Below are 20,990 nucleotides of genomic sequence, written 5' to 3'. Positions count from 1 at the left end.
TGCGCTGGCTCAATTCACAGATGAACATAACAATCAGTCGCTTTCGCCTGCGTAGCGTCGCCGCGGTAGTGGTGAGTGCGCTTGCCGCCACCGCAGCCTGGGCCGTCGAGCCCTTCACGGTGCGTGACATCCGGGTCGAAGGACTTCAACGCGTGGAGCCAGGAACGATCTTCGCGTCGCTGCCTTTCCGTGTTGGCGACACCTATAGCGACGAGCGCGGATCGGCGGCGATCCGGGCACTGTTCGATCTGGGACTCTTCAAGGACGTTCGCATCGACGTCAACGGCAATGTGCTGGTGGTGATCGTCGAGGAGCGGCCGACCATCGCCGACGTCGATTTCGTCGGCACCAAGGAATTCGAAAAGGCGGCCTTGCAGAAGGCCCTGCGCGAAGTCGGCCTCTCCGATGGCCGTCCATACGACAAAGCCCTGGCCGACCGCGCGGAGCAGGAACTCAAGCGGCAGTACGTCAGCCGCAGCTTGTACAACGCGCAAGTCGTGACGACGGTGACGCCCATCGAGCGCAATCGCGTCAACCTGACGTTCACCGTGACCGAAGGCGAACCCGCCCGCATTCGCGAGGTTCATATCGCCGGCAACAAGGACTTCAGCGAGTCCACGCTGCTGAGCCTCTTCGATCAGGACAGCGGCGGCTGGCTCTCCTGGTACACCAAGTCCAACCAGTACTCGCGCAGCAAGCTCAATGCCGACCTGGAGACCCTGCGTTCGTACTATCTGACGCGCGGCTACCTCGAGTTTCACATCGACTCGACCCAGGTCGCCATCTCTCCGGACCGGCAAGACCTGGCAGTGACCGTGAACATCACGGAAGGCGAGAAGTTCGTCGTGTCGGGCGTCAAGCTCAACGGCAACTTCCTCGGGCGCGAGGACGAATTCAAGTCGCTCGTGACGATCAGGCCCGGTGAGCCCTACAACGGTGAGCAGGTCACGGAGACGATCAAGGCCTTTACCGACTACTTCGGCTCCTTCGGCTTCGCCTTCGCGCGCGTGCAGGCCGAGCCGGAAATCGACCGCACCAACAACCGCGTTGCGCTGACCATCAATGCGGATCCGGGCCGACGCGTCTACGTGCGGCGCATCTCCGTCGGCGGGAACAACCGCACGCGCGACGAAGTGATCCGGCGCGAGTTCCGTCAGTACGAGGCTTCCTGGTACGACGGCGACAAGATCAAGCTTTCTCGCGATCGGGTCGACCGGCTGGGTTTCTTCACTGATGTGAGCGTCGACACGCAAGAGGTGCCTGGTACGCCCGACCAGGTCGACCTGGCGATCGCCGTGACGGAAAAGCCGACCGGGTCGCTGCAACTGGGCGCCGGCTTCTCCAGCGCCGAGAAGGTGAGCCTCACGTTCGGCATCTCGCAGGAAAACGTGTTCGGCTCCGGCAACTACCTGGGTGTTCAGGTGAACACCAGCAAGTACAACCGCACGCTGTCGTTGACCACCACGGATCCCTACTTCACCAAAGAGGGCATCTCGCGCAGTTTCAGCCTGTACAGCACGACCACCCGGCCGTACTACACCGTCGACGGCGACTACAGGTTGACGAACGACGGCGGGATCATTCGATTCGGCGTGCCGTTCAGCGAAGTCGACACCGTCTTCTTCGGCGCTGGACTCGAACGCTACAGTTTCAACCCCGGTAGCACCGCGGCGTCGGCGACGCCGCAGTCTTACCGGAATTACTTCGGATGCGTGACCGGACCTGACGGCATCCTTATTCTTGCCTGTACGAACGATACGGTCACGGGCGTCCCACTCACCATCGGTTGGGCGCGCGACGATCGCGATAGCGCGCTGGTTCCGACAAAGGGACGCTTGCAACGCGCCAACCTGGAAGTCGGGGTCGGCGGGGACATGCAGTACTACAAGGGCAGCTACCAGTACCAGCAGTTCTATCCCATCAACAAGCAGTACACCTTCGCGATCAACGGCGAAGTGGGCTATGCCAAGGCTTTCGGCGACAAGCCTTACCCGATCTTCAAGAACTTCTATGCGGGCGGCCTGGGCACTGTTCGGGGCTTCGAGCAGAACTCGCTCGGTCCGCGAGATCTTCCGCTGGCTGGCCAGACCGAGGGCGCCGCCATCGGTGGCACCAAGAAGGCGATCATCAACGCCGAACTCAGCACGCCCTTCCCGGGCGCAGGCAACGACCGCACGCTCCGCATGTACGGATTCCTCGATGCCGGTAACGTCTGGGGCGACCGCAGCCTGTATCCGTATTTCAACAACGCGCAATGGGATTCGATCACCAAGATCCGCGCTTCCGTCGGCATCGGTATCAGCTGGATTTCGCCGCTGGGCCCGCTTCGCATTGCCTATGCGTTCCCGGTCGTGTACGAGAAAGGCGAGGGAAGTGCCCTCTTTCCGGAGACCTATATCCCGAAGGATAGAATTCAGCGCGTGCAATTCCAGATCGGAACCTCTTTCTAATGACCCCATTGCTCCGCATCGCCGGTGCGCTATTGATTCCCGCGTTCATGGCCGCGGGCGCGCCGGCCCATGCGCAAGAGACCTTCCGCATCGGCTTCGTCAACCCGGACCGGGTGTTGCGCGAGGCCCTGCCCGCAAAGGCCGCGCAAGCCAAGCTGGAGGCCGAATTCCTCAAGCGCGAGAAGGATCTGACCGCCCAGGGCGAGGCCTTGAAGGCGGCTTCCGAGAAGTTCGAGCGCGAGGCGTCGACGCTGACCGAAACCCAGCGGATCGCGCGCCAGCGTGCTCTTGTCGACCAGGACCGTGATTTCCAGCGCCGCCGCCGGGAGTTCCAGGAAGACCTGAACGCGCGCAAGAACGAAGAACTCCAGCAGGTCTACGAGCGTGCCAACCGCGTGGTCAAGCAAGTGGCCGAGGCAGAAAAGTACGACGCCATCCTGCAGGAGGCGATCTACATCAACCCCAAGCACGACATCACCGAGAAGGTGATCAAGGCGCTGAACGCGTCGACTGCTAACGGCGGCAAGTAGCGCCGCAAATCCGGCGTGGCACTGCGGCTAGGCGCAATCATCGAAGCCCTTGGGGGCGAGCTTCAGGGCGATGCCGCGCTGTCGATCGAGCGCCTTGCGCCGCTTTCGACGGCGCAGCCCGACGCCATCGGCTTCCTGAGCAATCCGAAATACCGCAAGGAGCTCGCTGACTCGCGAGCCGGGTGCGTCATCGTCTCGCCCGCCATGCGGGAGGCTGCGGCCGAACGCGGCGCGTTCATCGTCGCGCCCGACCCCTACTTGTACTTTGCCCGCCTGACCCAGCTCTGGAAGAAGGCACATGCAAGACCCGAGACCGCACGGATCCACCCAAGCGCGGTGATCGATCCCGACGCCTCCATCGACCCCACCGCCCGCATCGGGGCCCTCTGCGTCATCGAGCGGGGCGCGCGGATCGGCGCCGATACCGTCCTGAAATCCAGCGTCACGGTCAGCGAAGACTGCGTCATCGGCGCGCGATGCCTGTTGCATCCGGGCGTGGTGATCGGCGCCGACGGGTTCGGCCTCGCACCCCATGAAGGCGCATGGGTCAAGATCGAGCAACTCGGCGCCGTGCGCATCGGTGACGACGTCGAGATCGGCGCCAACACCTGTATCGATCGCGGCGCCCTCGAAGACACCGTGATCGAGGACGGCGTCAAGCTCGACAACCTGATCCAGATCGGCCACAACGTTCGGATCGGGAAGCACACCGCGATGGCGGGCTGCGCGGCGGTGGCAGGAAGCGCCACGATCGGCGCGCATTGCACCTTCGGCGGACGCGCCGGCGTCCTGGGCCACCTGACGATCGCGGACCACGTCCACATCTCGTCCATGTCCCTGGTGACGCGCTCCATCCATAAGCCGGGTCAGTACACCGGTGTGTTTCCCATCGACGACAATGCCGCCTGGGAAAAGAATGCAGCCACGCTCAAGCAACTGCACGGTCTTCGCGAGCGCCTGAAGGCGCTGGAAAAAATGACGATGCAGGACAAGAAATCATGACGCTCGATATCCATCAAATCCTCAAGCTGCTGCCCCACCGTTACCCGTTCCTTCTGGTGGACCGAGTGCTCGAGATGGAAAAGGGCAAGCGCATCACCGCGCTCAAGAACGTGACCATGAACGAGCCGTTCTTCAATGGACACTTCCCGCATCGTCCGGTCATGCCGGGCGTATTGATGCTCGAGGCGATGGCACAGGCTGCCGCACTGCTGTCCTTCCATTCGCTCGACATCGTCCCGGACGACAACACGGTCTACTACTTCGCAGCCATTGATGGCGCGCGGTTCAAGCGCCCGGTGGAACCCGGCGACCAACTGACGCTCGAGGTCGAAATCGAGCGCATGAAGGCGGGTATTTCCAAGTTCAAGGGGCGCGCGCTGGTCGGTACCGAACTGGCCTGCGAAGCCACGTTGATGTGCGCCATGCGCCAGATCAACTGAACCTCCGCTGGCATGACCCTGATTCATCCGACGGCCATCGTCGACCCCCTGGCACAGCTCGACTTGACGGTGAGCGTCGGTCCCTACGCCGTGATCGGCCCCCACGTGCGTGTCGGCGCCGGCACCACGATCGGTGCGCACTGCGTGATCGAGGGCAGGACCACGATCGGCCGTGACAACCGGATCTTCCAGTTCGCGTCGCTGGGCGCCGTACCGCAGGACAAGAAATACGCCGGCGAGCCGACCGAACTGGTGATCGGCGACCGCAACACGATCCGCGAGTTCTGCACTTTCAACCTCGGCGTGCCGGGCGCTGGCGGCGTCACGCGCGTGGGCAATGACAACTGGATCATGGCCTACACGCACATCGCGCACGACTGCCGCGTCGATGACCACACCACGCTGGCCAACAACACCACGCTGGCCGGTCACGTGCATCTGGCCGACTGGGTGACGGTGGGCGGCCTGACCGGCATCCACCAGTTCGTGTCTGTTGGCGCCCATGCCATGCTCGGTTTCGCCAGTGCGGTCACGCAGGACGTGCCGCCTTTCATGCTGGTCGACGGCAATCCGCTCGCCGTGCGTGGATTCAACGTGGTCGGTTTGCGTCGTCGCGACTACTCGCCGGCGCGCATCGCGACGGTGAAGCAAATGCACAAGCTCCTGTATCGCCAGGGCAAGACGCTCGAAGAGGCGCGCATCGCGATCGAGGCGCTCGCAACCGAGGTGCCGGAATCCGCGCCCGACGTGGCGTTGATGAGTGAATTCCTCGCTGGCGCCACGCGCGGCATCGCGCGCTGAGCCGTCCCATGTCTGAAGCGCAGCGGCAGTTTTCGCTGGTCGCCGGTGAGGCCTCGGGTGACCTGCTTGCGGGCTTGATGCTTGATGGATTGCACGCGCGGTGGCCTTCGATGAAGGCCGTCGGCATCGGAGGGCCGCAGATGCTCTCGCGCGGCTTCGAAAGCTGGTGGCCCCAGGAAAAGCTCGCCGTGCGGGGCTACGTCGAGGTGCTGCGCCACTATGCGGAAATCGCGGGCATCCGGCGCCAACTCAAGGCGCGGCTTCTTCGCGAGTCGCCCGACATCTTCATCGGCGTCGACGCGCCGGATTTCAACCTCGACCTCGAAGCGGGCCTGCGAAGCCGCGGCATGAAGACGGCCCACTTCGTCTGCCCATCGATCTGGGCGTGGCGCCCGGAGCGTGTCGAAAAACTGCGTGCGGCGGCAGATCATGTGCTCTGCATCTTCCCGTTCGAGCCCGAATTGCTGGCCAAGCACGGCATCGCCGCCACCTACGTCGGGCATCCGCTCGCCAAGGTGATCCCAATGGAACCTGACCGGGCGGCCGCACGCGCGGCCCTGGGTCTGGACGGCGACGCCACGGTCGTGGCCTTGCTGCCCGGCAGCAGGCGCTCGGAGGTCCGGCACATCGCTCCGAGGTTCTTCGAGGCGGCTGCACTCATGCAGAAGGCGCAACCGGGGCTGCAATTCATTTCACCGGTTCTGCCGAACCTGCGGGCGGACGTGGAGCAAGCGCTGCAGGCAGCCGGGATGGCCGGAAGGGTGACGCTGCTCGACGGTCGCTCGCACGACGCACTGGCTGCGTGCGATGTCACCCTGATCGCCAGTGGCACCGCCACGCTGGAAGCGGCGCTCTTCAAGCGGCCGATGGTCATTTCGTACCACATGAATTCCCTGACCTGGAACCTGGTGATGCGCCACAAGCAACTCCAGCCGTGGGTCGGCCTGCCCAATATCCTCACCGGTGAATTCGTGGTGCCCGAGGTGCTTCAGGAGGCCGCGACGCCGCAGGCGCTGGCCGACGCCACCCTGGCGTGGCTCGCGGCACCCGACAAGGTTCACGCCTTGCAACAACGTTTTTGCGCGCTGCATGCCGAATTGCTGCGCGATACGCCGACACTGTGCGCCGATGCGATCCAGAAAGTTCTTGAAGGCTGAACAGGCCACCCTGGTATGGGATGCCCCAGGCCTGATCGCCGGCGTCGACGAGGCCGGCCGGGGTCCGCTGGCCGGGCCGGTCGTCGCTGCGGCGGTCATCCTCGATGACCAGCGGCCCATCCGAGGCCTTGCTGATTCGAAGACCCTGACTGCACTGCAGCGCGAGCGCCTCAACGACCAGATCCTGGCCAAGGCCCTGTGCTGCTCCGTCGCGCAGGCGAGCGTCGAGGAAATCGACACGCACAACATCCTCCAGGCCACCATGATCGCCATGCGGCGGGCGGTCGAAGGGCTGCGACTGAAGCCGGTCAAGGTGCTGGTGGACGGCAATCGCCTGCCGACGCTCGATGTGCTGGCGGAGGCGATCGTGAAGGGCGACGCCCGCGTCAAGGCGATCTCCGCAGCCTCGATCCTGGCGAAAGTGCATCGGGACAGGCTCTGTGAGCAGTTGCACGAAGAGTTTCCGCATTACGGCTTTGCCGGTCACAAGGGCTACGGGACGCCCGAACACCTGGAAGCGCTCCTGCGCCATGGCGCTTGCGTGCACCATCGCAAGACCTTCAGCCCGGTTGCGGCCGCGCTCTCGCGGGCAACGCGCCACGCGGAGCCAGCCATGGTGTCGGAGGCGATGATCATTCAGACGACCTCCGTCGAGATGCGGATTTCGCCGTGACTTCCGGCGACGTCACGCACGTCACCTCGCGAGACAACCCGCTCCTGAAGGAACTGCGCAAGCTGGCCCACGACCCGGGCGGCTACCGCAAGGCGGGCCGTATCTGGCTCGAAGGCGACCACCTTTGCCGCGCCGCGCGCGAACGTGGCGTGCGCCCGGCCGTCGCCGTGTTTGCCGAGTCGCTCTGGCCTTCGGCCCGGCACGAATGGGCGAACGCGGCCGCCAAGACGGTGGTGCTGTCGGACGATTTGCTGGCCGGTGTCAGTGGACTGGAGTCGCCGGCCCCGATGGGTTTCGTGCTGGACCTGCCGGCGCGTCCTGCCATCGAGGCGGCCGCGCCGACCGTGGTGCTCGACCGTCTCCAGGATGCGGGCAATGTCGGTTCGATTCTGCGCAGTGCCGCGGCATTCGGCTTCACTCAAGTCGTCGCACTCAAGGGCACGGCCGCGCTCTGGGCGCCCAAGGTGCTGCGGGCCGGTATGGGCGCTCATTTCGGGCTTCGGCTGATCGAAGGCGTCGATCTGGATGCCCTCGATGCGCTGACCGTGCCCATGATCGCCACCAGTTCGCACCGCGGCGACTGGCTCCATCGCGCCAGCCTGCCTTCCCCCTGTGCCTGGCTGATGGGACACGAAGGGCAGGGCGTTTCCGCCGAACTGGAAGGGCGCGCGGCCCGGCATGTTCGCATCGCCCAGCCGGGCGGCGAGGAGTCGCTCAACGTGGCAGCGGCAGCGGCGATTTGCTTGCATGCAAGCGCCGCAGCGGCGAGTTCGTGAACTACTGCCGGCTATAATCAAGGGCTTTCCCGCTCTCACCCCCGCCCTCAGCGCACGCAAGCCAACTCCTCGACGAAAGTCGCAACCCAAAGTCAGATCTTGGGTTCGCTTTGGGCGTCATCCATCCGGAGATCCCAGTGCTTTTGTCTCTCAAGGGAAAATTCCCGCCCGCCATCCTGGCGCTTGCAGACGGCACGGTCTTTCTCGGCAACTCGATCGGCGCCACCGGCGTCACGACTGGCGAAGTGGTGTTCAACACCGCCATGACCGGTTACCAGGAAATCCTGACCGACCCGAGCTATTGCCAGCAGATCGTGACGCTTACGTATCCGCACATCGGCAACTACGGCGTCAACGAGGAAGACATCGAGGCCGACAAGATCCATGCCGCGGGCCTGATCATCAAGGACCTGCCCCTGGTCGCGTCCAACTTCCGCAAGACCGCCACGCTCAACGAGTATCTCGTGCGTGGCAACACGGTCGCCATCGCCAACATCGACACCCGCAAGCTCACGCGCCATCTGCGCACGCATGGTGCCCAGAACGGTTGCATCTTCGGGCTGGCGGAAGGTGAAGCCGTCACCCAGGCGCTGATCGACAAGGCCGTCGCCGCCGCCAAGGCTGCGCCCAGCATGGCCGGCCTCGACCTGGCCAAGGTCGTCTCGGTCAAGGAAACCTACGAATGGACGCAGACCGAGTGGAAGCTCGGATCCGGCTACGGCGTCCAGATCACGCCCAAGTTCCACGTCGTGGCCTTCGACTACGGCGTCAAGAAGAACATCCTGCGCATGATCGCCCAGCGCGGCGCGCGCATCACGGTCGTGCCGGCCCAGACGCCTGCGGCGGACGTGCTCAAGCTGCGACCGGACGGCATCTTCCTCGCCAACGGCCCGGGCGACCCGGAGCCTTGCGACTATGCGATCGAGTCCACGCGCCAGTTGATCGAGACCGGCATTCCGGTCTTCGGCATCTGCCTGGGGCACCAGATCATGGCGCTCGCTTCGGGCGCGAAAACCTTCAAGATGAAGTTCGGCCACCACGGTGCGAACCATCCCGTGAAGGACCTCGACAACGGCCGCGTGAGCATCACCAGCCAGAACCACGGCTTTGCTGTGGACGAAAAGACCTTGCCCGCCAACCTGCGGCCTACGCACATCAGCCTGTTCGACAACACGCTGCAGGGCCTGGCGCGCACCGACAAGCCGGCCTTCTGCTTCCAGGGCCACCCGGAAGCATCGCCCGGCCCGCACGACATCGGCTACCTGTTCGACCGCTTCACGGCACTCATGCAAAGTCACAAGGAAGGACAGAAGAATGCCTAAGCGCACAGACCTCAAGAGCATCCTCATCATCGGCGCCGGCCCGATCATCATTGGCCAGGCCTGCGAGTTCGACTACTCCGGCGTGCAAGCCTGCAAGGCGCTGCGCGAGGAGGGCTACAAGGTCATCCTGATCAACAGCAATCCCGCGACGATCATGACGGACCCAGCCACGGCGGACGTCATCTACATCGAGCCGATCACCTGGCCGACAGTCGAGAAGATCATCGCCAAGGAGCGTCCGGATGCGATCCTGCCCACCATGGGCGGCCAGACCGCGCTCAACTGCGCCCTCGACCTCTGGCGCAATGGCGTGCTCGACAAGTACAAGGTCGAGCTGATCGGCGCCACGCCCGAAGCCATCGACAAGGCCGAGGACCGCCTGAAGTTCAAGGACGCGATGACGAAGATCGGCCTGGGCTCCGCGCGCTCCGGCATCGCCCATTCGCTGGACGAGGCCTGGGCAGTGCAGAAGACCGTCGGCTTCCCGGTGGTAATTCGCCCGAGCTTCACGCTCGGCGGCACCGGTGGCGGCATCGCCTACAACCCCGAAGAGTTCGAGACCATCTGCAAGCGCGGCCTGGAAGCCTCGCCCACCAACGAGCTGTTGATCGAAGAGTCCTTGCTCGGCTGGAAAGAGTACGAGATGGAAGTCGTGCGCGACAAGGCCGACAACTGCATCATCGTCTGCTCGATCGAGAACCTCGACCCGATGGGCGTGCACACCGGCGATTCGATCACCGTCGCACCGGCGCAGACGCTGTCGGACAAGGAATACCAGATCCTGCGCAACGCCTCGTTGGCCGTGCTGCGCGAGATCGGCGTCGACACCGGTGGATCGAACGTCCAGTTCTCGATCAATCCGAAGGACGGCCGCATGGTCGTCATCGAGATGAATCCGCGGGTCTCGCGTTCGTCCGCGCTGGCGTCCAAGGCGACCGGCTTCCCCATCGCCAAGGTCGCGGCCAAGCTGGCCGTCGGCTACACGCTCGACGAGCTGCGCAACGAGATCACCGGCGGTGCCACGCCCGCGAGCTTCGAGCCCAGCATCGACTACGTGGTCACCAAGATCCCGCGCTTTGCCTTCGAGAAGTTCCCGCAGGCCGATTCGCGCCTGACGACGCAGATGAAGTCGGTCGGCGAGGTGATGGCCATGGGCCGCACCTTCCAGGAATCGTTCCAGAAGGCGCTGCGCGGGCTGGAAGTGGGCGTCGACGGTCTCAACGAAAAGACGCAGGACCGCGAAGTCCTCGAAAAGGAACTCGGCGAGCCGGGCCCGGACCGCATCTGGTACGTCGGCGATGCCTTCGCGATGGGGCTGAGCGTGGACGAAGTCTTTGCGCTGACCAAGATCGACCCGTGGTTCCTCGTGCAGATCGAGGAGATCGTGAAGATCGAGCTCGAACTCGAAACCAAGTCCCTCGACGACATCGACCGCGACACGCTCCTCGCGCTGAAGAAGAAGGGCTTCTCCGACCGCCGCCTCGCGCGCCAGCTGAAGACCACCGACACCGCGATCCGCGAGAAGCGCCGCGCACTGGGCGTTCGCCCGGTCTACAAGCGCGTCGACACTTGCGCGGCCGAGTTCGCCACCAACACCGCCTACATGTACTCGACCTACGAGGACGAGTGCGAGGCCGAGCCGACCAGCAAGAAGAAGATCATGGTGCTCGGCGGCGGCCCCAACCGCATCGGCCAGGGCATCGAGTTCGACTACTGCTGCGTGCATGCCGCGCTCGCGATGCGCGAGGACGGCTACGAGACCATCATGGTCAACTGCAATCCCGAGACCGTCTCGACCGACTACGACACCAGCGATCGCCTGTATTTCGAGCCGCTGACGCTCGAAGACGTGCTGGAGATCGTCGACAAGGAAAAGCCGACCGGCGTGATCGTGCAGTACGGCGGCCAGACGCCGCTCAAGCTCGCGCTCGACCTGGAGGCCAACGGCGTGCCGATCATCGGTACCAGCCCCGACATGATCGACGCCGCCGAAGACCGCGAACGCTTCCAGAAGCTGCTGCATGAGCTGAAGCTGCGCCAGCCGCCAAACGCGACCGCGCGCACCGAGCCCGAGGCGCTCGAGAAGGCGGCCGAACTGGGTTATCCGCTGGTGGTTCGTCCGAGCTACGTGCTGGGCGGACGCGCGATGGAAATCGTGCACGAGCAGCGCGACCTGGAACGCTACATGCGCGAGGCCGTCAAGGTCAGCAACGATTCGCCGGTGCTGCTGGACCGCTTCCTGAACGATGCCGTCGAGTGCGACGTCGATTGCCTGCGCGACGCCGAAGGCAACACACTCATCGGCGGCGTGATGGAGCACATCGAGCAGGCCGGCGTGCATTCCGGCGACTCGGCATGCTCGCTGCCGCCGTACAGCCTGAAGGCCGAGACGATCGCCGAACTCAAGCGCCAGAGCGCCGCGATGGCCAAGGCGCTCAACGTGGTCGGGCTCATGAACGTGCAGTTTGCGATCCAGGAAAAGGACGGCCACGACGTCATCTACGTGCTCGAAGTGAATCCGCGCGCCTCGCGCACGGTGCCCTACGTGAGCAAGGCGACGGGCATCCAGCTCGCGAAGGTGGCCGCGCGCTGCATGGCTGGCCAGTCCCTGGTGTCCCAGGGCGTCACAAAGGAAGTCACGCCGCCGTACTTCAGCGTCAAGGAAGCCGTGTTCCCGTTCGTCAAGTTCCCGGGCGTCGACACCATCCTCGGTCCGGAGATGAAGTCGACCGGCGAGGTAATGGGCGTGGGCAAGACCTTCGGCGAAGCCTTCGTGAAGTCGCAACTGGGCGCGGGCACGCACCTGCCGAAGTCCGGCCGCGTCTTCGTCTCGGTAAAGAACAACGACAAGCCGCGTGCGGTGGAAGTGGCGCGTGGCCTCGCCGCGCTGGGCTTCGAGCTGATCGCGACCAAGGGCACTGCAGCGGCGATCCAGGCCGCGGGGATCGCTTGCGCCGTGGTCAACAAGGTGACTGAAGGCCGTCCGCACATCGTCGACATGATCAAGAACAACGAGATTGCGCTGGTCATCAACACGGTGGAAGAGCGTCGCAATGCGATCGCCGATTCGCGCCAGATCCGGACCTCGGCGCTGCTGGCGCGGGTGACGACCTTCACCACGATCTTCGGCGCCGAGGCGGCGGTCGAGGGGATGCGGTACATGAAGGACCTGGACGTGATCTCCATCCAGGAAATGCACGCGCAGCTCGCACTCGGGTAACGTCGAGAGATGGAATCGCAGCTCGTCGAACTCGACCTGGCCGACTGGAACGGCGCCGTGCCGAACGAGGCATGGATCGCCGCGCTCGAGGCCGGCAAGGTGCTGTACTTTCCGCGCCTTGGATTCGAGTTGCTGCCCGAAGAGCGGGCGTTGCTGTCGCCGGCGGTCCTGTCGCCGGACGTGCGCAACATCAGCCTGGACGCGAACGGACGCATCAAGGGCGTGGCGGGGGACGAGGACCGGCAGCGCGCGGTTGCCGACATGGTCGGCCGCTTCCGCACGCAGGCGACGCAGCTGATCCAAGGGCTGCTGCCGCATTACACGCCAGCGCTGCGGCTCGCGCCGACCAGCTACCGGCCGGCGCAGGTCGAAACCCGCGTCCAGTCATGGCGGGCCGACGACCGACGGTTGCATGTGGATGCTTTTCCGTCGAGGCCCAACTACGGCGAGCGGATCCTGCGCGTGTTCACCAACGCCAATCCGGAGGGCGCGCCACGGGTCTGGCGCGTCGGCGAGCCTTTCGAGACAGTCGCGAAGCGCTTTCTACCGCGCGCCAAGCCCTATTCGCGCTGGCAGGCGCGCATGCTGCGGGCGCTCAGGGTCACCAAGTCGCTGCGCAGCGAGTACGACCACCTCATGCTGCAACTGCACGACGGCATGAAATCCGACCTGGACTACCAGAAGAATGCCGACCAGCAGACTGTGCCGTTCCCGGCCGGATCGGTGTGGGTCTGCTTTTCCGACCAGACCTCGCACGCCGTCATGTCCGGGCAGTACATGCTGGAGCAGACCCTCCATCTGCCCGCCGCGAGGCAATACAATCCCGATTCGAGCCCGCTCGCCATCCTGAGCCGGCTGACCGGACGCAATCTCGTCTGACCTTTCTCTCCCATCGACCGCCGAACGGCAGCGTTCGGCGGTTTCGCTTTCTGGAGCAACCAACGTGGCCACCATACCCATCACCAAGCGTGGCGCAGAAAAGCTGCGCGAAGAACTGCAACGACTCAAGACGGTCGACCGCCCCTGGGTCATCAACTCGATCGCCGAAGCGCGCGCACAGGGCGACTTGAGCGAGAACGCCGAATACGAAGCCGCCAAGGATCGCCAGGGCTTCATCGAAGGTCGCATCCAGGACATCGAGGGCAAGCTCTCCGCGGCCCAGATCATCGATCCCACTGCGCTCGACGCCGGCGGCAAGGTGGTGTTCGGCTCCACGGTCGAACTCGAGGACGAGAAGACGGGCGAAGCCGTCAAGTACCAGATCGTGGGCGAAGACGAGGCCGACCTGAAGCTGGGCCTCATCAACGTCTCCAGCCCTATCGCGCGCGCCCTGATCGGCAAGGAAGAGGGCGACACCGCCGAGGTTCAGGCGCCGGGCGGCGTCAAGCGCTACGAGATCGTCGCGGTCAGCTATCTCTGATCCTGCGGACACCATGAAGGACCGCATCGCGCTGCTGCTCGCCGCCTTCTGGTGGGGCAGCCTGACGACGATCGGATTCCTCGTGGTCCCGATGCTCTTTGCCCGGCTCGGCAACCCCGCCGTTGCCGGCAACTTCGCAGGGCAGTTGTTCGCTGCGCAGACGTGGGTGGCTCTGGGGTGCGGCCTGGTGCTGCTGGTTCACTTTCGCGCCAAAGGCGGCGACAGGGTGGATGGCCCGGCGCGGACGGCCATTTTCCTGATCATCACGGCGCTGCTGCTGGCGCTGCTCCAGCAATATGCCGTCTCGCCCCGCATCCTGGCGCGCGAGAATCTCAGGCTCTGGCACTCGCTGGGGAGCGCCATGTACTTCGGCCAGTGGGTGTGTGCAGGCGTCCTGCTCTGGCGCATGGGACGCCGCACCGGCTGATCAAGCCTTCCAGAACTGAGTGATCCAGCGCGCCGGCCGGATGAACCGGAAGCGTCGGTTGCGCCGTCCCGCCAGCGCATCGGGCGGATTGCACTCCCCGTGGAAGACCATGATCCTGGCGCCCTCGGGCACGAAGGGCTCGCGCCAGTAATTGGTCGGCCAGGTCGGAATGCCGTGGTACTTGAAGCTCGGGCACCATGCCTCGGGCCAGTAGGCCAGCGTTCCCTTGCGATACATGAAGTCCGACAGGTAGGTCTGCTCGTTGCGGAACTCGGCCTGCACTGCGTCCATGTTCTGGCGGAAATGGGCCAGCACGTCGGGGTGCGCGCCCAGTTCGAAGCGGTAGACCGATGAGTTGCCGGTGATCCGCCGCCGGCGCCACGGACGCTCGTAGTCGTGGATGATCAGGAACTCGCCGGGATACTCGAAGAATTCGTCCAGGCTGCCCACGACGACGACGTCGAGATCGACGAAAAGCGCCGTGCCGCGCAGGCCATGGAGGTCCTGCTCGAAAGTGGTCAGTTTCTTCCATGCGCGGTCGACCTGTCCCGGCGCCAGTTCGAGGTCCAGCGGCGGAATCGGGTAGCACTCGACTTCGCTGCGGATGCCCTTGCTGTCATCGGTCAGGCAGACGAACTTGAAGTCGCCGCTAAGGTGGCGGCGCACCATGGCGTAGAGCCGATTGACATAGTCGGGCCCGTACTTCGTGCCCCATTTCATGCACAGGATGTGCCGCTGCGGACCCGCAGCCGTCTCGCTCCGCATCCTCAATCCGCCTGGCGTCGCTTCTTGACTGACAGCGGCTTCCGGGCCTTGGCGCGCTTGATCGTTCCGCCGGGTGTCAGGCGCTGGTTGCCGAGGACCCGCAGGGTCTTGATCTCGGGCCGTTGCCCGGCACGCTTGCTGTACTTGATGACTTTGACGTCGCGCGGACCGGGCATGCGGTCCTCGTCGATTTCCCGTTCCTTCTCCGGAATCGGCCGCCAGAGGACGAGCAGCTTGCCGATGTGCTGGATCGGCGCGGCGTCCAGTTCGTCGGCGAGGGCCTGGAGCATGGCTTCGCGGGCAGGGCGGTCGTCGGAGAACACACGTACCTTGATCAGGCCATGGGCCTTGAGCGCGGCGTCGGCTTCTTTCTTGACGGCCGGCGTCAGCCCGTCGCCGCCGATCATGACGATCGGGTCCAGATGGTGCGCTTCGGAGCGGTGCACCTTGCGCTGCGCAGGGGTAAGTTGAATGGCGGGCATCCCCGTATTATCGAGCGTCAATGAATCCGAAACCGAAAAGCAAGAAGGTCAACAAGGCGTGGCTGCACGATCACATCAATGATCCGTACGTCAAGCTGGCCACGCGGGAGGGCTATCGGGCGCGGGCCGCCTACAAACTCAAGGAGATCGACGAGACGCTGGGCCTGATCAAGCCGGGTCAGTTGGTAGTTGACCTCGGCTCGACCCCCGGCGCCTGGAGCCAGTACGTCCGGCGCCGGATGTCGCCCGGTGGCGCGGCCTCGGGCGAATTGGCCGGCACCATCATCGCGCTGGACATCCTGCCCATGGAGCCCATCGAGGGGGTGACCTTCCTGCAGGGCGACTTCCGCGAAGCCGATGTGCTGGAACGGCTGTCCACGGTGATGGATGGGCGGCTGGCCGACGTCGTGGTGTCGGACATGGCCCCAAACCTGTCCGGCATTGCCTCCGCCGACGCGGCGCGAATCTCGCACCTGATCGAGCTTGCGATCGACTTCGCGCACCACCACATGAAGCCCGAAGGCGCGCTGGTCGCCAAGCTGTTTCACGGCAGCGGCTATAGCGAGCTGACCAAGCTTTTCAAGGACAATTTTCGCGTCGTCAAGCCCATCAAACCGAAGGCTTCGCGCGACAAATCCTCGGAAACGTTTATGGTGGGCATCGGCCTGAAGGCTGCCGATACGAATTGATACTCGGCCGGGGCGCCCCGCGCCCGCGGCTAAGACCGCTCGCCTCCTATGGCTGCTATAGGGAAATTAGCCTGTTTCGCGGGTTGAAAAGCCTAAAATAGCCGCAAATTGCGTGCCTCAGCGCGTTTTTGTTTTTCATACCACGCGCTTTCGACTGGAGCTTCGTTTGAACAATCAGTGGTTTTCCAAAGTTGCCGTCTGGCTCGTCATTGCGATGGTGTTGTTCACTGTGTTCAAGCAGTTCGACACCCGCGGCGTCGCTGGCGCAGGCAACATCGGCTATTCCGACTTCCTCGAAGAAGTACGCAACAACCGCATCAGGAGCGCCACGATCCAGGAAGGCCAGGGCGGCAGCGAGATCGTCGCGATCACCAACGACGACCGCAAGATTCGCACGACGGCAACCTATCTCGACCGTGGCCTGGTCGGCGACCTGATCGCCAACAACGTCAAGTTCGACGTCAAGCCGCGGGAAGAGGGCTCACTCCTCATGACGCTGCTGGTGAGCTGGGGGCCCATGCTGCTTCTGATCGGCGTATGGGTCTACTTCATGCGGCAGATGCAGGGGGGCGGCAAGGGCGGCGCCTTCAGCTTCGGCAAGAGCAAGGCTCGCATGCTCGACGAGAACAACAACCAGGTCACCTTCGCTGACGTTGCGGGCTGCGACGAGGCCAAGGAAGAGGTGAAGGAGGTCGTCGACTTCCTGAAGGACCCGGCCAAGTTCCAGAAGCTGGGCGGGCGAATCCCGCGCGGGTTGCTGCTGGTCGGCCCCCCGGGCACCGGCAAGACCTTGCTGGCGAAGAGCATCGCCGGCGAGGCGAAGGTTCCGTTCTTCTCGATCTCCGGCTCCGACTTCGTCGAAATGTTCGTCGGCGTGGGTGCAGCCCGCGTCCGCGACATGTTCGAGAACGCCAAGAAGAACGCCCCCTGCATCATCTTCATCGACGAAATCGATGCGGTCGGTCGCCAGCGTGGCGCGGGCCTCGGCGGCGGCAACGACGAGCGCGAGCAGACCCTCAACCAGATGCTGGTCGAGATGGACGGCTTCGAAACCAACCTCGGCGTGATCGTGGTCGCCGCGACCAACCGTCCGGACATCCTGGACGCCGCCTTGCTCCGCCCGGGCCGTTTCGACCGTCAGGTCTACGTGACGCTGCCTGACATCCGTGGCCGCGAGCAGATTCTCAATGTCCACATGCGCAAGGTGCCGCTGGGCCAGGACGTGAACCCCAGCATCATCGCGCGCGGCACGCCCGGCATGTCGGGCGCCGACCTGGCCAACCTGTGCAATGAAGCCGCGCTGATGGCCGCTCGCCGCAACGCGCGCGTGGTCGAGATGCAGGACTTCGAGAAGGCCAAGGACAAGATCTTCATGGGTCCCGAGCGCAAGAGCATGGTGATGCCCGAGGAAGAGCGCCGGAACACGGCCTACCACGAATCCGGCCACGCGCTCATCGGCAAGCTGCTGCCGAAGTGCGATCCGGTCCACAAGGTGACGATCATCCCGCGCGGACGTGCCCTGGGCGTGACCATGAGCCTGCCTTCGCAGGACCGCTACAGCTATGACCGCGAATACATGCTGAACCAGATCAGCATGCTGTTCGGCGGCCGCATCGCCGAGGAAGTGTTCATGCACCAGATGACTACCGGTGCCAGCAACGACTTCGAGCGCGCCACCCAGATCGCTCGCGACATGGTGATGCGCTATGGCATGACCGAATCGCTCGGCCCGATGGTCTACGCGGAGAACGAGGGCGAAGTGTTCCTCGGCCGTTCGGTCACCAAGACCACGAACATGAGCGAGTCGACCATGCAGAAGGTCGATGCCGAGGTGCGCCGCATCATCGACGAGCAGTACGCCCTGGCGCGCCGCCTGATCGAGGAAAACAGCGACAAGATGCACGCAATGGCCAAGGCTTTGCTCGAATGGGAAACCATCGACACCGAGCAGCTCGACGACATCATGGCCGGCCGCGCACCGCGTCCGCCCAAGGACTGGACGCCGCGCATTCCGCCCTCGGGCAGTGGCGGCGGTAGCGGCGGTACGCCGGCGGTGAATCCCGATCCGGCGCCGACCGCAGCCTGAGCGATGATGCTTTGGCAATCAACGGGGCCTCTGGCCCCGTTTTTTCTTGGGGGCGAGGCATGACGGCGGTCTGGCGCACTGCGCGCTTCGCCGTCGACCTGGCGCAGCCGCGGGTGATGGGCATCGTCAACGTCACGCCCGATTCCTTTTCAGACGGCGGCGCTCATGCGTCGACCGAGTCCGCCGTGCGCCATTGCGCGCAATTGGCCGGGGAGGGCGCCGATATCCTGGACATCGGCGGCGAGTCGACGCGTCCCGGCAGCCCTGCCGTACCGCTCGATGCCGAACTGGCGCGCGTGCTGCCGGTGGTGCGCGAAGCGGTGAAGCTGGGGATCCCCATCTCCGTCGACACTTACAAGCCCGAAGTGATGCGCGCCGTGCTGGACCTCGGCGCGGACATCATCAATGACGTCTGGGCGCTCCGCCGGCCGGGCGCGATGGAGGCCGTCGCGGCCCACCCCGCATGCGGCATCTGCCTCATGCACATGCACCGCGATCCACAGACCATGCAGTCGGCCCCGATGGAGGGCGACGTCGTTCCGGCGGTGCGGTCCTTCCTCGAACACCAGGCGAAGGCACTGCTTGCGCTTGGCGTCCATAGCGATCGCATCGTGCTCGACCCCGGCATCGGCTTCGGCAAGACCGTCGCGCAGAATTTCTCGCTGCTCGCGCGACAACGTGAACTGCTCGCGTCAGGTTGGCCCGTGCTGGCCGGCTGGTCGCGAAAGTCTTCGCTGGGCGCGGTCACAGGCATCGAGGCGGCAGGCGATCGGATGGTGCCCAGTGTGGCGGCCGCCGTGCTGGCGGTCGATCTGGGCGCGTCGATCGTGCGGGTGCATGATGTGCGCGAGACAGTAGCCGCACTGGCGGTGTGGCGCGCGATGAAACGAGAACGACAAGGACAGGAGTCAGAACAATGACAAGGGAATATTTCGGCACCGACGGCATTCGCGGAACAGTCGGCCAGGCACCCATCACTCCCGATTTCGTGTTGCGCCTCGCGCACGCGGTGGGTCGCGTGCTCAAGAGAGCGGAGTCGCGCCCGACCGTGCTGATCGGCAAGGACACGCGGATTTCCGGCTACATGCTCGAATCCGCACTGGAATCGGGCTTCAACTCCGCCGGTGTGGACGTGGTGCTGCTCGGCCCGTTGCCGACGCCCGGCGTGGCCTACCTGACGCGCGCCCAGCGTGCGAGCCTGGGCGTGGTGATCAGCGCCAGCCACAACGCCTACCCGGACAACGGCATCAAGTTCTTCAGCGCCCACGGCACCAAGCTCAGCGACGAATGGGAACTGGCTGTCGAGGCTGCCCTGCAGGAGCCGCCCGTATGGGTCGACTCCAAAAACCTCGGAAAGGCGCGGCGCCTGAACGACGCGCCGGGCCGCTACATCGAGTTCTGCAAGAGCACGTTTGCCAACGACCTGACGCTGCGCGGCCACAAGCTTGTCATCGATGCGGCGCACGGTGCGGCCTACCAGGTGGCGCCGGCCGTGTTCCACGAACTGGGGGCTGAGGTGACGAGCATCGGCTGTGCGCCCGACGGGCTCAACATCAACAAGGGCTTCGGTGCGACCCATCCGCAGGCGTTGATCGACGCGGTCAAGGCCCAGGGTGCCGAGTACGGCATCGCGCTCGATGGCGATGCCGACCGGCTGCAACTGGTCGATGCCAGCGGCCGCTTGTTCAACGGCGACGAGCTCCTCTACCTGATGACGATGGAGCGCATCGCCCGCGGCGAGAAGCCTGCCGGCGTAGTGGGCACCCTGATGACCAACAAGGCCGTCGAGATGGCGCTGAAGCGGCAGGGCATCGAGTTCGTCCGGGCGAAGGTCGGCGACCGCTACGTGCTCGAGGAACTTGAGAAGCGCCGCTGGCTGCTCGGCGGGGAGGGCTCGGGCCATCTGCTGGCACTCGACCGTCACACGACGGGCGACGGCATCGTCAGCGCCTTGCAGGTACTGCAGGCCTGCGTGCGCAGCGGCAAGAGCGTTGGCGAACTGCTGGCCGGCGTGGCGCTGTATCCGCAGACGCTCATCAACGTGCGCCTTGCCGAGGGCCAGGACTGGGCATCGAACAAGGCGCTCGCTGCCGAAACGCGGCGTGCCGAGACCGAACTGGGCGACGCAGGGCGGGTGCTCATTCGCGCCAGCGGCACCGAGCCGCTGCTGCGCGTCATGGTCGAGGCCCGCGACGCGGCCCAGGCCGAGGCTTGCGCGCAGCGCCTTGTTGCGGCCGTAGGGGAGGGGTGAGTCCGATGGTCGATGTGGTGATGGCGGACTACCGCAATCCTGCGCACGCACGCGCACTTGTCGACCTGCTGGATGCGTACGCGCGCGATCCTGCGGGTGGAGGTACGCCGCTGTCAGCCGACGTTTTGTCGAATCTCCCCGAGGCGCTCGCCCTGCGGCCCCAGGCCTTCAGCGTCCTTGCCTACGACGGCCAGCAGCCAGTGGGGTTGATCAACTGCATTGAAGGGTTCTCGACCTTTGCCTGCAAGCCGCTCGTGAACGTTCACGACGTGGTCGTCCTGCCCAGCCATCGGGGCAAGCGGATAACTCAGCGCATGCTGGCTCTCGTCGTAAAAGAGGCACGCAGCCGCGGCGCGTGCAAGCTCACGCTCGAAGTGCTCTCGGGCAATCAAAGCGCACTGCGAGCCTACGAACGCGAAGGCTTCGCGAACTTTCAACTCGATCCGGCCTTTGGTTCCGCGATGTTCCTGCAAAAGAAGCTGTAGGAAAAAAGCCGCCG

The 20,990-nt window shown here is 64.7% G+C and carries 20 protein-coding genes; 18 read left to right on the top strand and 2 right to left on the bottom strand.

What is annotated here, in order from left to right; translation table 11 throughout:
- Nucleotides 1-20: 20 nt before the first annotated feature.
- The 13 genes from bamA (at nucleotide 21) to ACSFBL_RS15240 (ending at nucleotide 14,218) form a co-directional block, all read left to right on the top strand.
- On the top strand, nucleotides 21-2,450 hold the full coding sequence (gene bamA / locus ACSFBL_RS15300) for an outer membrane protein assembly factor BamA (protein ID WP_435516639.1): 2,430 nt from the start codon (nucleotides 21-23) through the stop codon (nucleotides 2,448-2,450).
- The gene (locus ACSFBL_RS15295) at nucleotides 2,450-2,980 is read left to right on the top strand and encodes an OmpH/Skp family outer membrane protein (RefSeq protein ID WP_435516638.1); all 531 of its coding nucleotides are present in this window, start codon (nucleotides 2,450-2,452) and stop codon (nucleotides 2,978-2,980) included. Before bamA ends, ACSFBL_RS15295 begins: the two co-directional genes overlap by 1 nt.
- A 15-nt stretch (nucleotides 2,981-2,995) precedes the next feature.
- Entirely contained in the window at nucleotides 2,996-3,982 is a 987-nt protein-coding gene (gene lpxD, locus ACSFBL_RS15290) for a UDP-3-O-(3-hydroxymyristoyl)glucosamine N-acyltransferase (RefSeq protein ID WP_435516637.1), read from the top strand.
- Nucleotides 3,979-4,422: a 3-hydroxyacyl-ACP dehydratase FabZ gene (gene fabZ, locus ACSFBL_RS15285; protein ID WP_435516636.1), complete on the top strand. Its 444-nt coding sequence runs from the start codon at nucleotides 3,979-3,981 to the stop codon at nucleotides 4,420-4,422. Before lpxD ends, fabZ begins: the two co-directional genes overlap by 4 nt.
- A 12-nt stretch (nucleotides 4,423-4,434) precedes the next feature.
- On the top strand, nucleotides 4,435-5,223 hold the full coding sequence (gene lpxA, locus ACSFBL_RS15280; RefSeq protein WP_435516635.1) for an acyl-ACP--UDP-N-acetylglucosamine O-acyltransferase: 789 nt from the start codon (nucleotides 4,435-4,437) through the stop codon (nucleotides 5,221-5,223).
- Between the two features lie 8 nt (nucleotides 5,224-5,231).
- The gene (gene lpxB, locus ACSFBL_RS15275) at nucleotides 5,232-6,380 is read left to right on the top strand and encodes a lipid-A-disaccharide synthase (protein WP_435516634.1); all 1,149 of its coding nucleotides are present in this window, start codon (nucleotides 5,232-5,234) and stop codon (nucleotides 6,378-6,380) included.
- Nucleotides 6,352-7,053, top strand: coding sequence for a ribonuclease HII (gene rnhB / locus ACSFBL_RS15270; protein WP_435516633.1), 702 nt, complete (start codon nucleotides 6,352-6,354; stop codon nucleotides 7,051-7,053). Before lpxB ends, rnhB begins: the two co-directional genes overlap by 29 nt.
- Nucleotides 7,050-7,829: a TrmH family RNA methyltransferase gene (locus ACSFBL_RS15265; protein WP_435516632.1), complete on the top strand. Its 780-nt coding sequence runs from the start codon at nucleotides 7,050-7,052 to the stop codon at nucleotides 7,827-7,829. The genes rnhB and ACSFBL_RS15265 overlap by 4 nt, the downstream gene beginning before the upstream one ends.
- Nucleotides 7,830-7,966: 137 nt before the next feature.
- A complete protein-coding gene (gene carA, locus ACSFBL_RS15260) occupies nucleotides 7,967-9,151 on the top strand; it encodes a glutamine-hydrolyzing carbamoyl-phosphate synthase small subunit (RefSeq protein ID WP_435516631.1) in 1,185 nt (394 codons plus the stop codon).
- Nucleotides 9,144-12,371: a carbamoyl-phosphate synthase large subunit gene (gene carB, locus ACSFBL_RS15255; RefSeq protein ID WP_435516630.1), complete on the top strand. Its 3,228-nt coding sequence runs from the start codon at nucleotides 9,144-9,146 to the stop codon at nucleotides 12,369-12,371. The genes carA and carB overlap by 8 nt, the downstream gene beginning before the upstream one ends.
- A 9-nt stretch (nucleotides 12,372-12,380) precedes the next feature.
- Nucleotides 12,381-13,250 (top strand): Kdo hydroxylase KdoO, encoded by an 870-nt coding sequence (locus ACSFBL_RS15250; protein ID WP_435516629.1) that lies wholly within the window; start codon nucleotides 12,381-12,383, stop codon nucleotides 13,248-13,250.
- Nucleotides 13,251-13,314: 64 nt separating this feature from the next.
- Nucleotides 13,315-13,791, top strand: coding sequence for a transcription elongation factor GreA (gene greA / locus ACSFBL_RS15245; RefSeq protein ID WP_286367622.1), 477 nt, complete (start codon nucleotides 13,315-13,317; stop codon nucleotides 13,789-13,791).
- A gap of 13 nt (nucleotides 13,792-13,804) precedes the next feature.
- A complete protein-coding gene (locus ACSFBL_RS15240; protein WP_435516628.1) occupies nucleotides 13,805-14,218 on the top strand; it encodes a DUF4149 domain-containing protein in 414 nt (137 codons plus the stop codon).
- On the opposite strand, the gene ACSFBL_RS15235 is transcribed toward ACSFBL_RS15240, so the two are convergent.
- A complete protein-coding gene (locus tag ACSFBL_RS15235; protein ID WP_435516627.1) occupies nucleotides 14,219-14,983 on the bottom strand; it encodes a glycosyltransferase in 765 nt (254 codons plus the stop codon). It abuts the gene before it with no gap.
- Between the two features lie 2 nt (nucleotides 14,984-14,985).
- On the bottom strand, nucleotides 14,986-15,465 hold the full coding sequence (locus tag ACSFBL_RS15230; RefSeq protein ID WP_435516626.1) for a YhbY family RNA-binding protein: 480 nt from the start codon (nucleotides 15,463-15,465) through the stop codon (nucleotides 14,986-14,988).
- A gap of 20 nt (nucleotides 15,466-15,485) precedes the next feature.
- On the opposite strand from ACSFBL_RS15230, the gene ACSFBL_RS15225 reads away from it, so the two are divergent.
- The 5 genes from ACSFBL_RS15225 (at nucleotide 15,486) to ACSFBL_RS15205 (ending at nucleotide 20,976) form a co-directional block, all read left to right on the top strand.
- On the top strand, nucleotides 15,486-16,154 hold the full coding sequence (locus tag ACSFBL_RS15225; protein WP_435516625.1) for an RlmE family RNA methyltransferase: 669 nt from the start codon (nucleotides 15,486-15,488) through the stop codon (nucleotides 16,152-16,154).
- Between the two features lie 166 nt (nucleotides 16,155-16,320).
- Complete coding sequence (gene ftsH, locus ACSFBL_RS15220) at nucleotides 16,321-18,240, top strand: ATP-dependent zinc metalloprotease FtsH (protein ID WP_435516624.1); 1,920 nt, start codon at nucleotides 16,321-16,323, stop codon at nucleotides 18,238-18,240.
- Between the two features lie 59 nt (nucleotides 18,241-18,299).
- Nucleotides 18,300-19,160, top strand: coding sequence for a dihydropteroate synthase (gene folP / locus ACSFBL_RS15215; protein ID WP_435516623.1), 861 nt, complete (start codon nucleotides 18,300-18,302; stop codon nucleotides 19,158-19,160).
- Complete coding sequence (gene glmM / locus ACSFBL_RS15210; protein ID WP_435516622.1) at nucleotides 19,157-20,491, top strand: phosphoglucosamine mutase; 1,335 nt, start codon at nucleotides 19,157-19,159, stop codon at nucleotides 20,489-20,491. The genes folP and glmM overlap by 4 nt, the downstream gene beginning before the upstream one ends.
- Nucleotides 20,492-20,496: 5 nt before the next feature.
- Nucleotides 20,497-20,976: a GNAT family N-acetyltransferase gene (locus ACSFBL_RS15205; protein WP_435516943.1), complete on the top strand. Its 480-nt coding sequence runs from the start codon at nucleotides 20,497-20,499 to the stop codon at nucleotides 20,974-20,976.
- Nucleotides 20,977-20,990 lie beyond the last annotated feature (14 nt).

Origin of the sequence: Variovorax glacialis (assembly GCF_051216375.1) — a bacterium.
GTDB lineage: Bacteria > Pseudomonadota > Gammaproteobacteria > Burkholderiales > Burkholderiaceae_C > Variovorax.
Note: the sequence above shows the minus strand (reverse complement) of the source record. Positions and strands in the feature narration are given on the sequence as shown.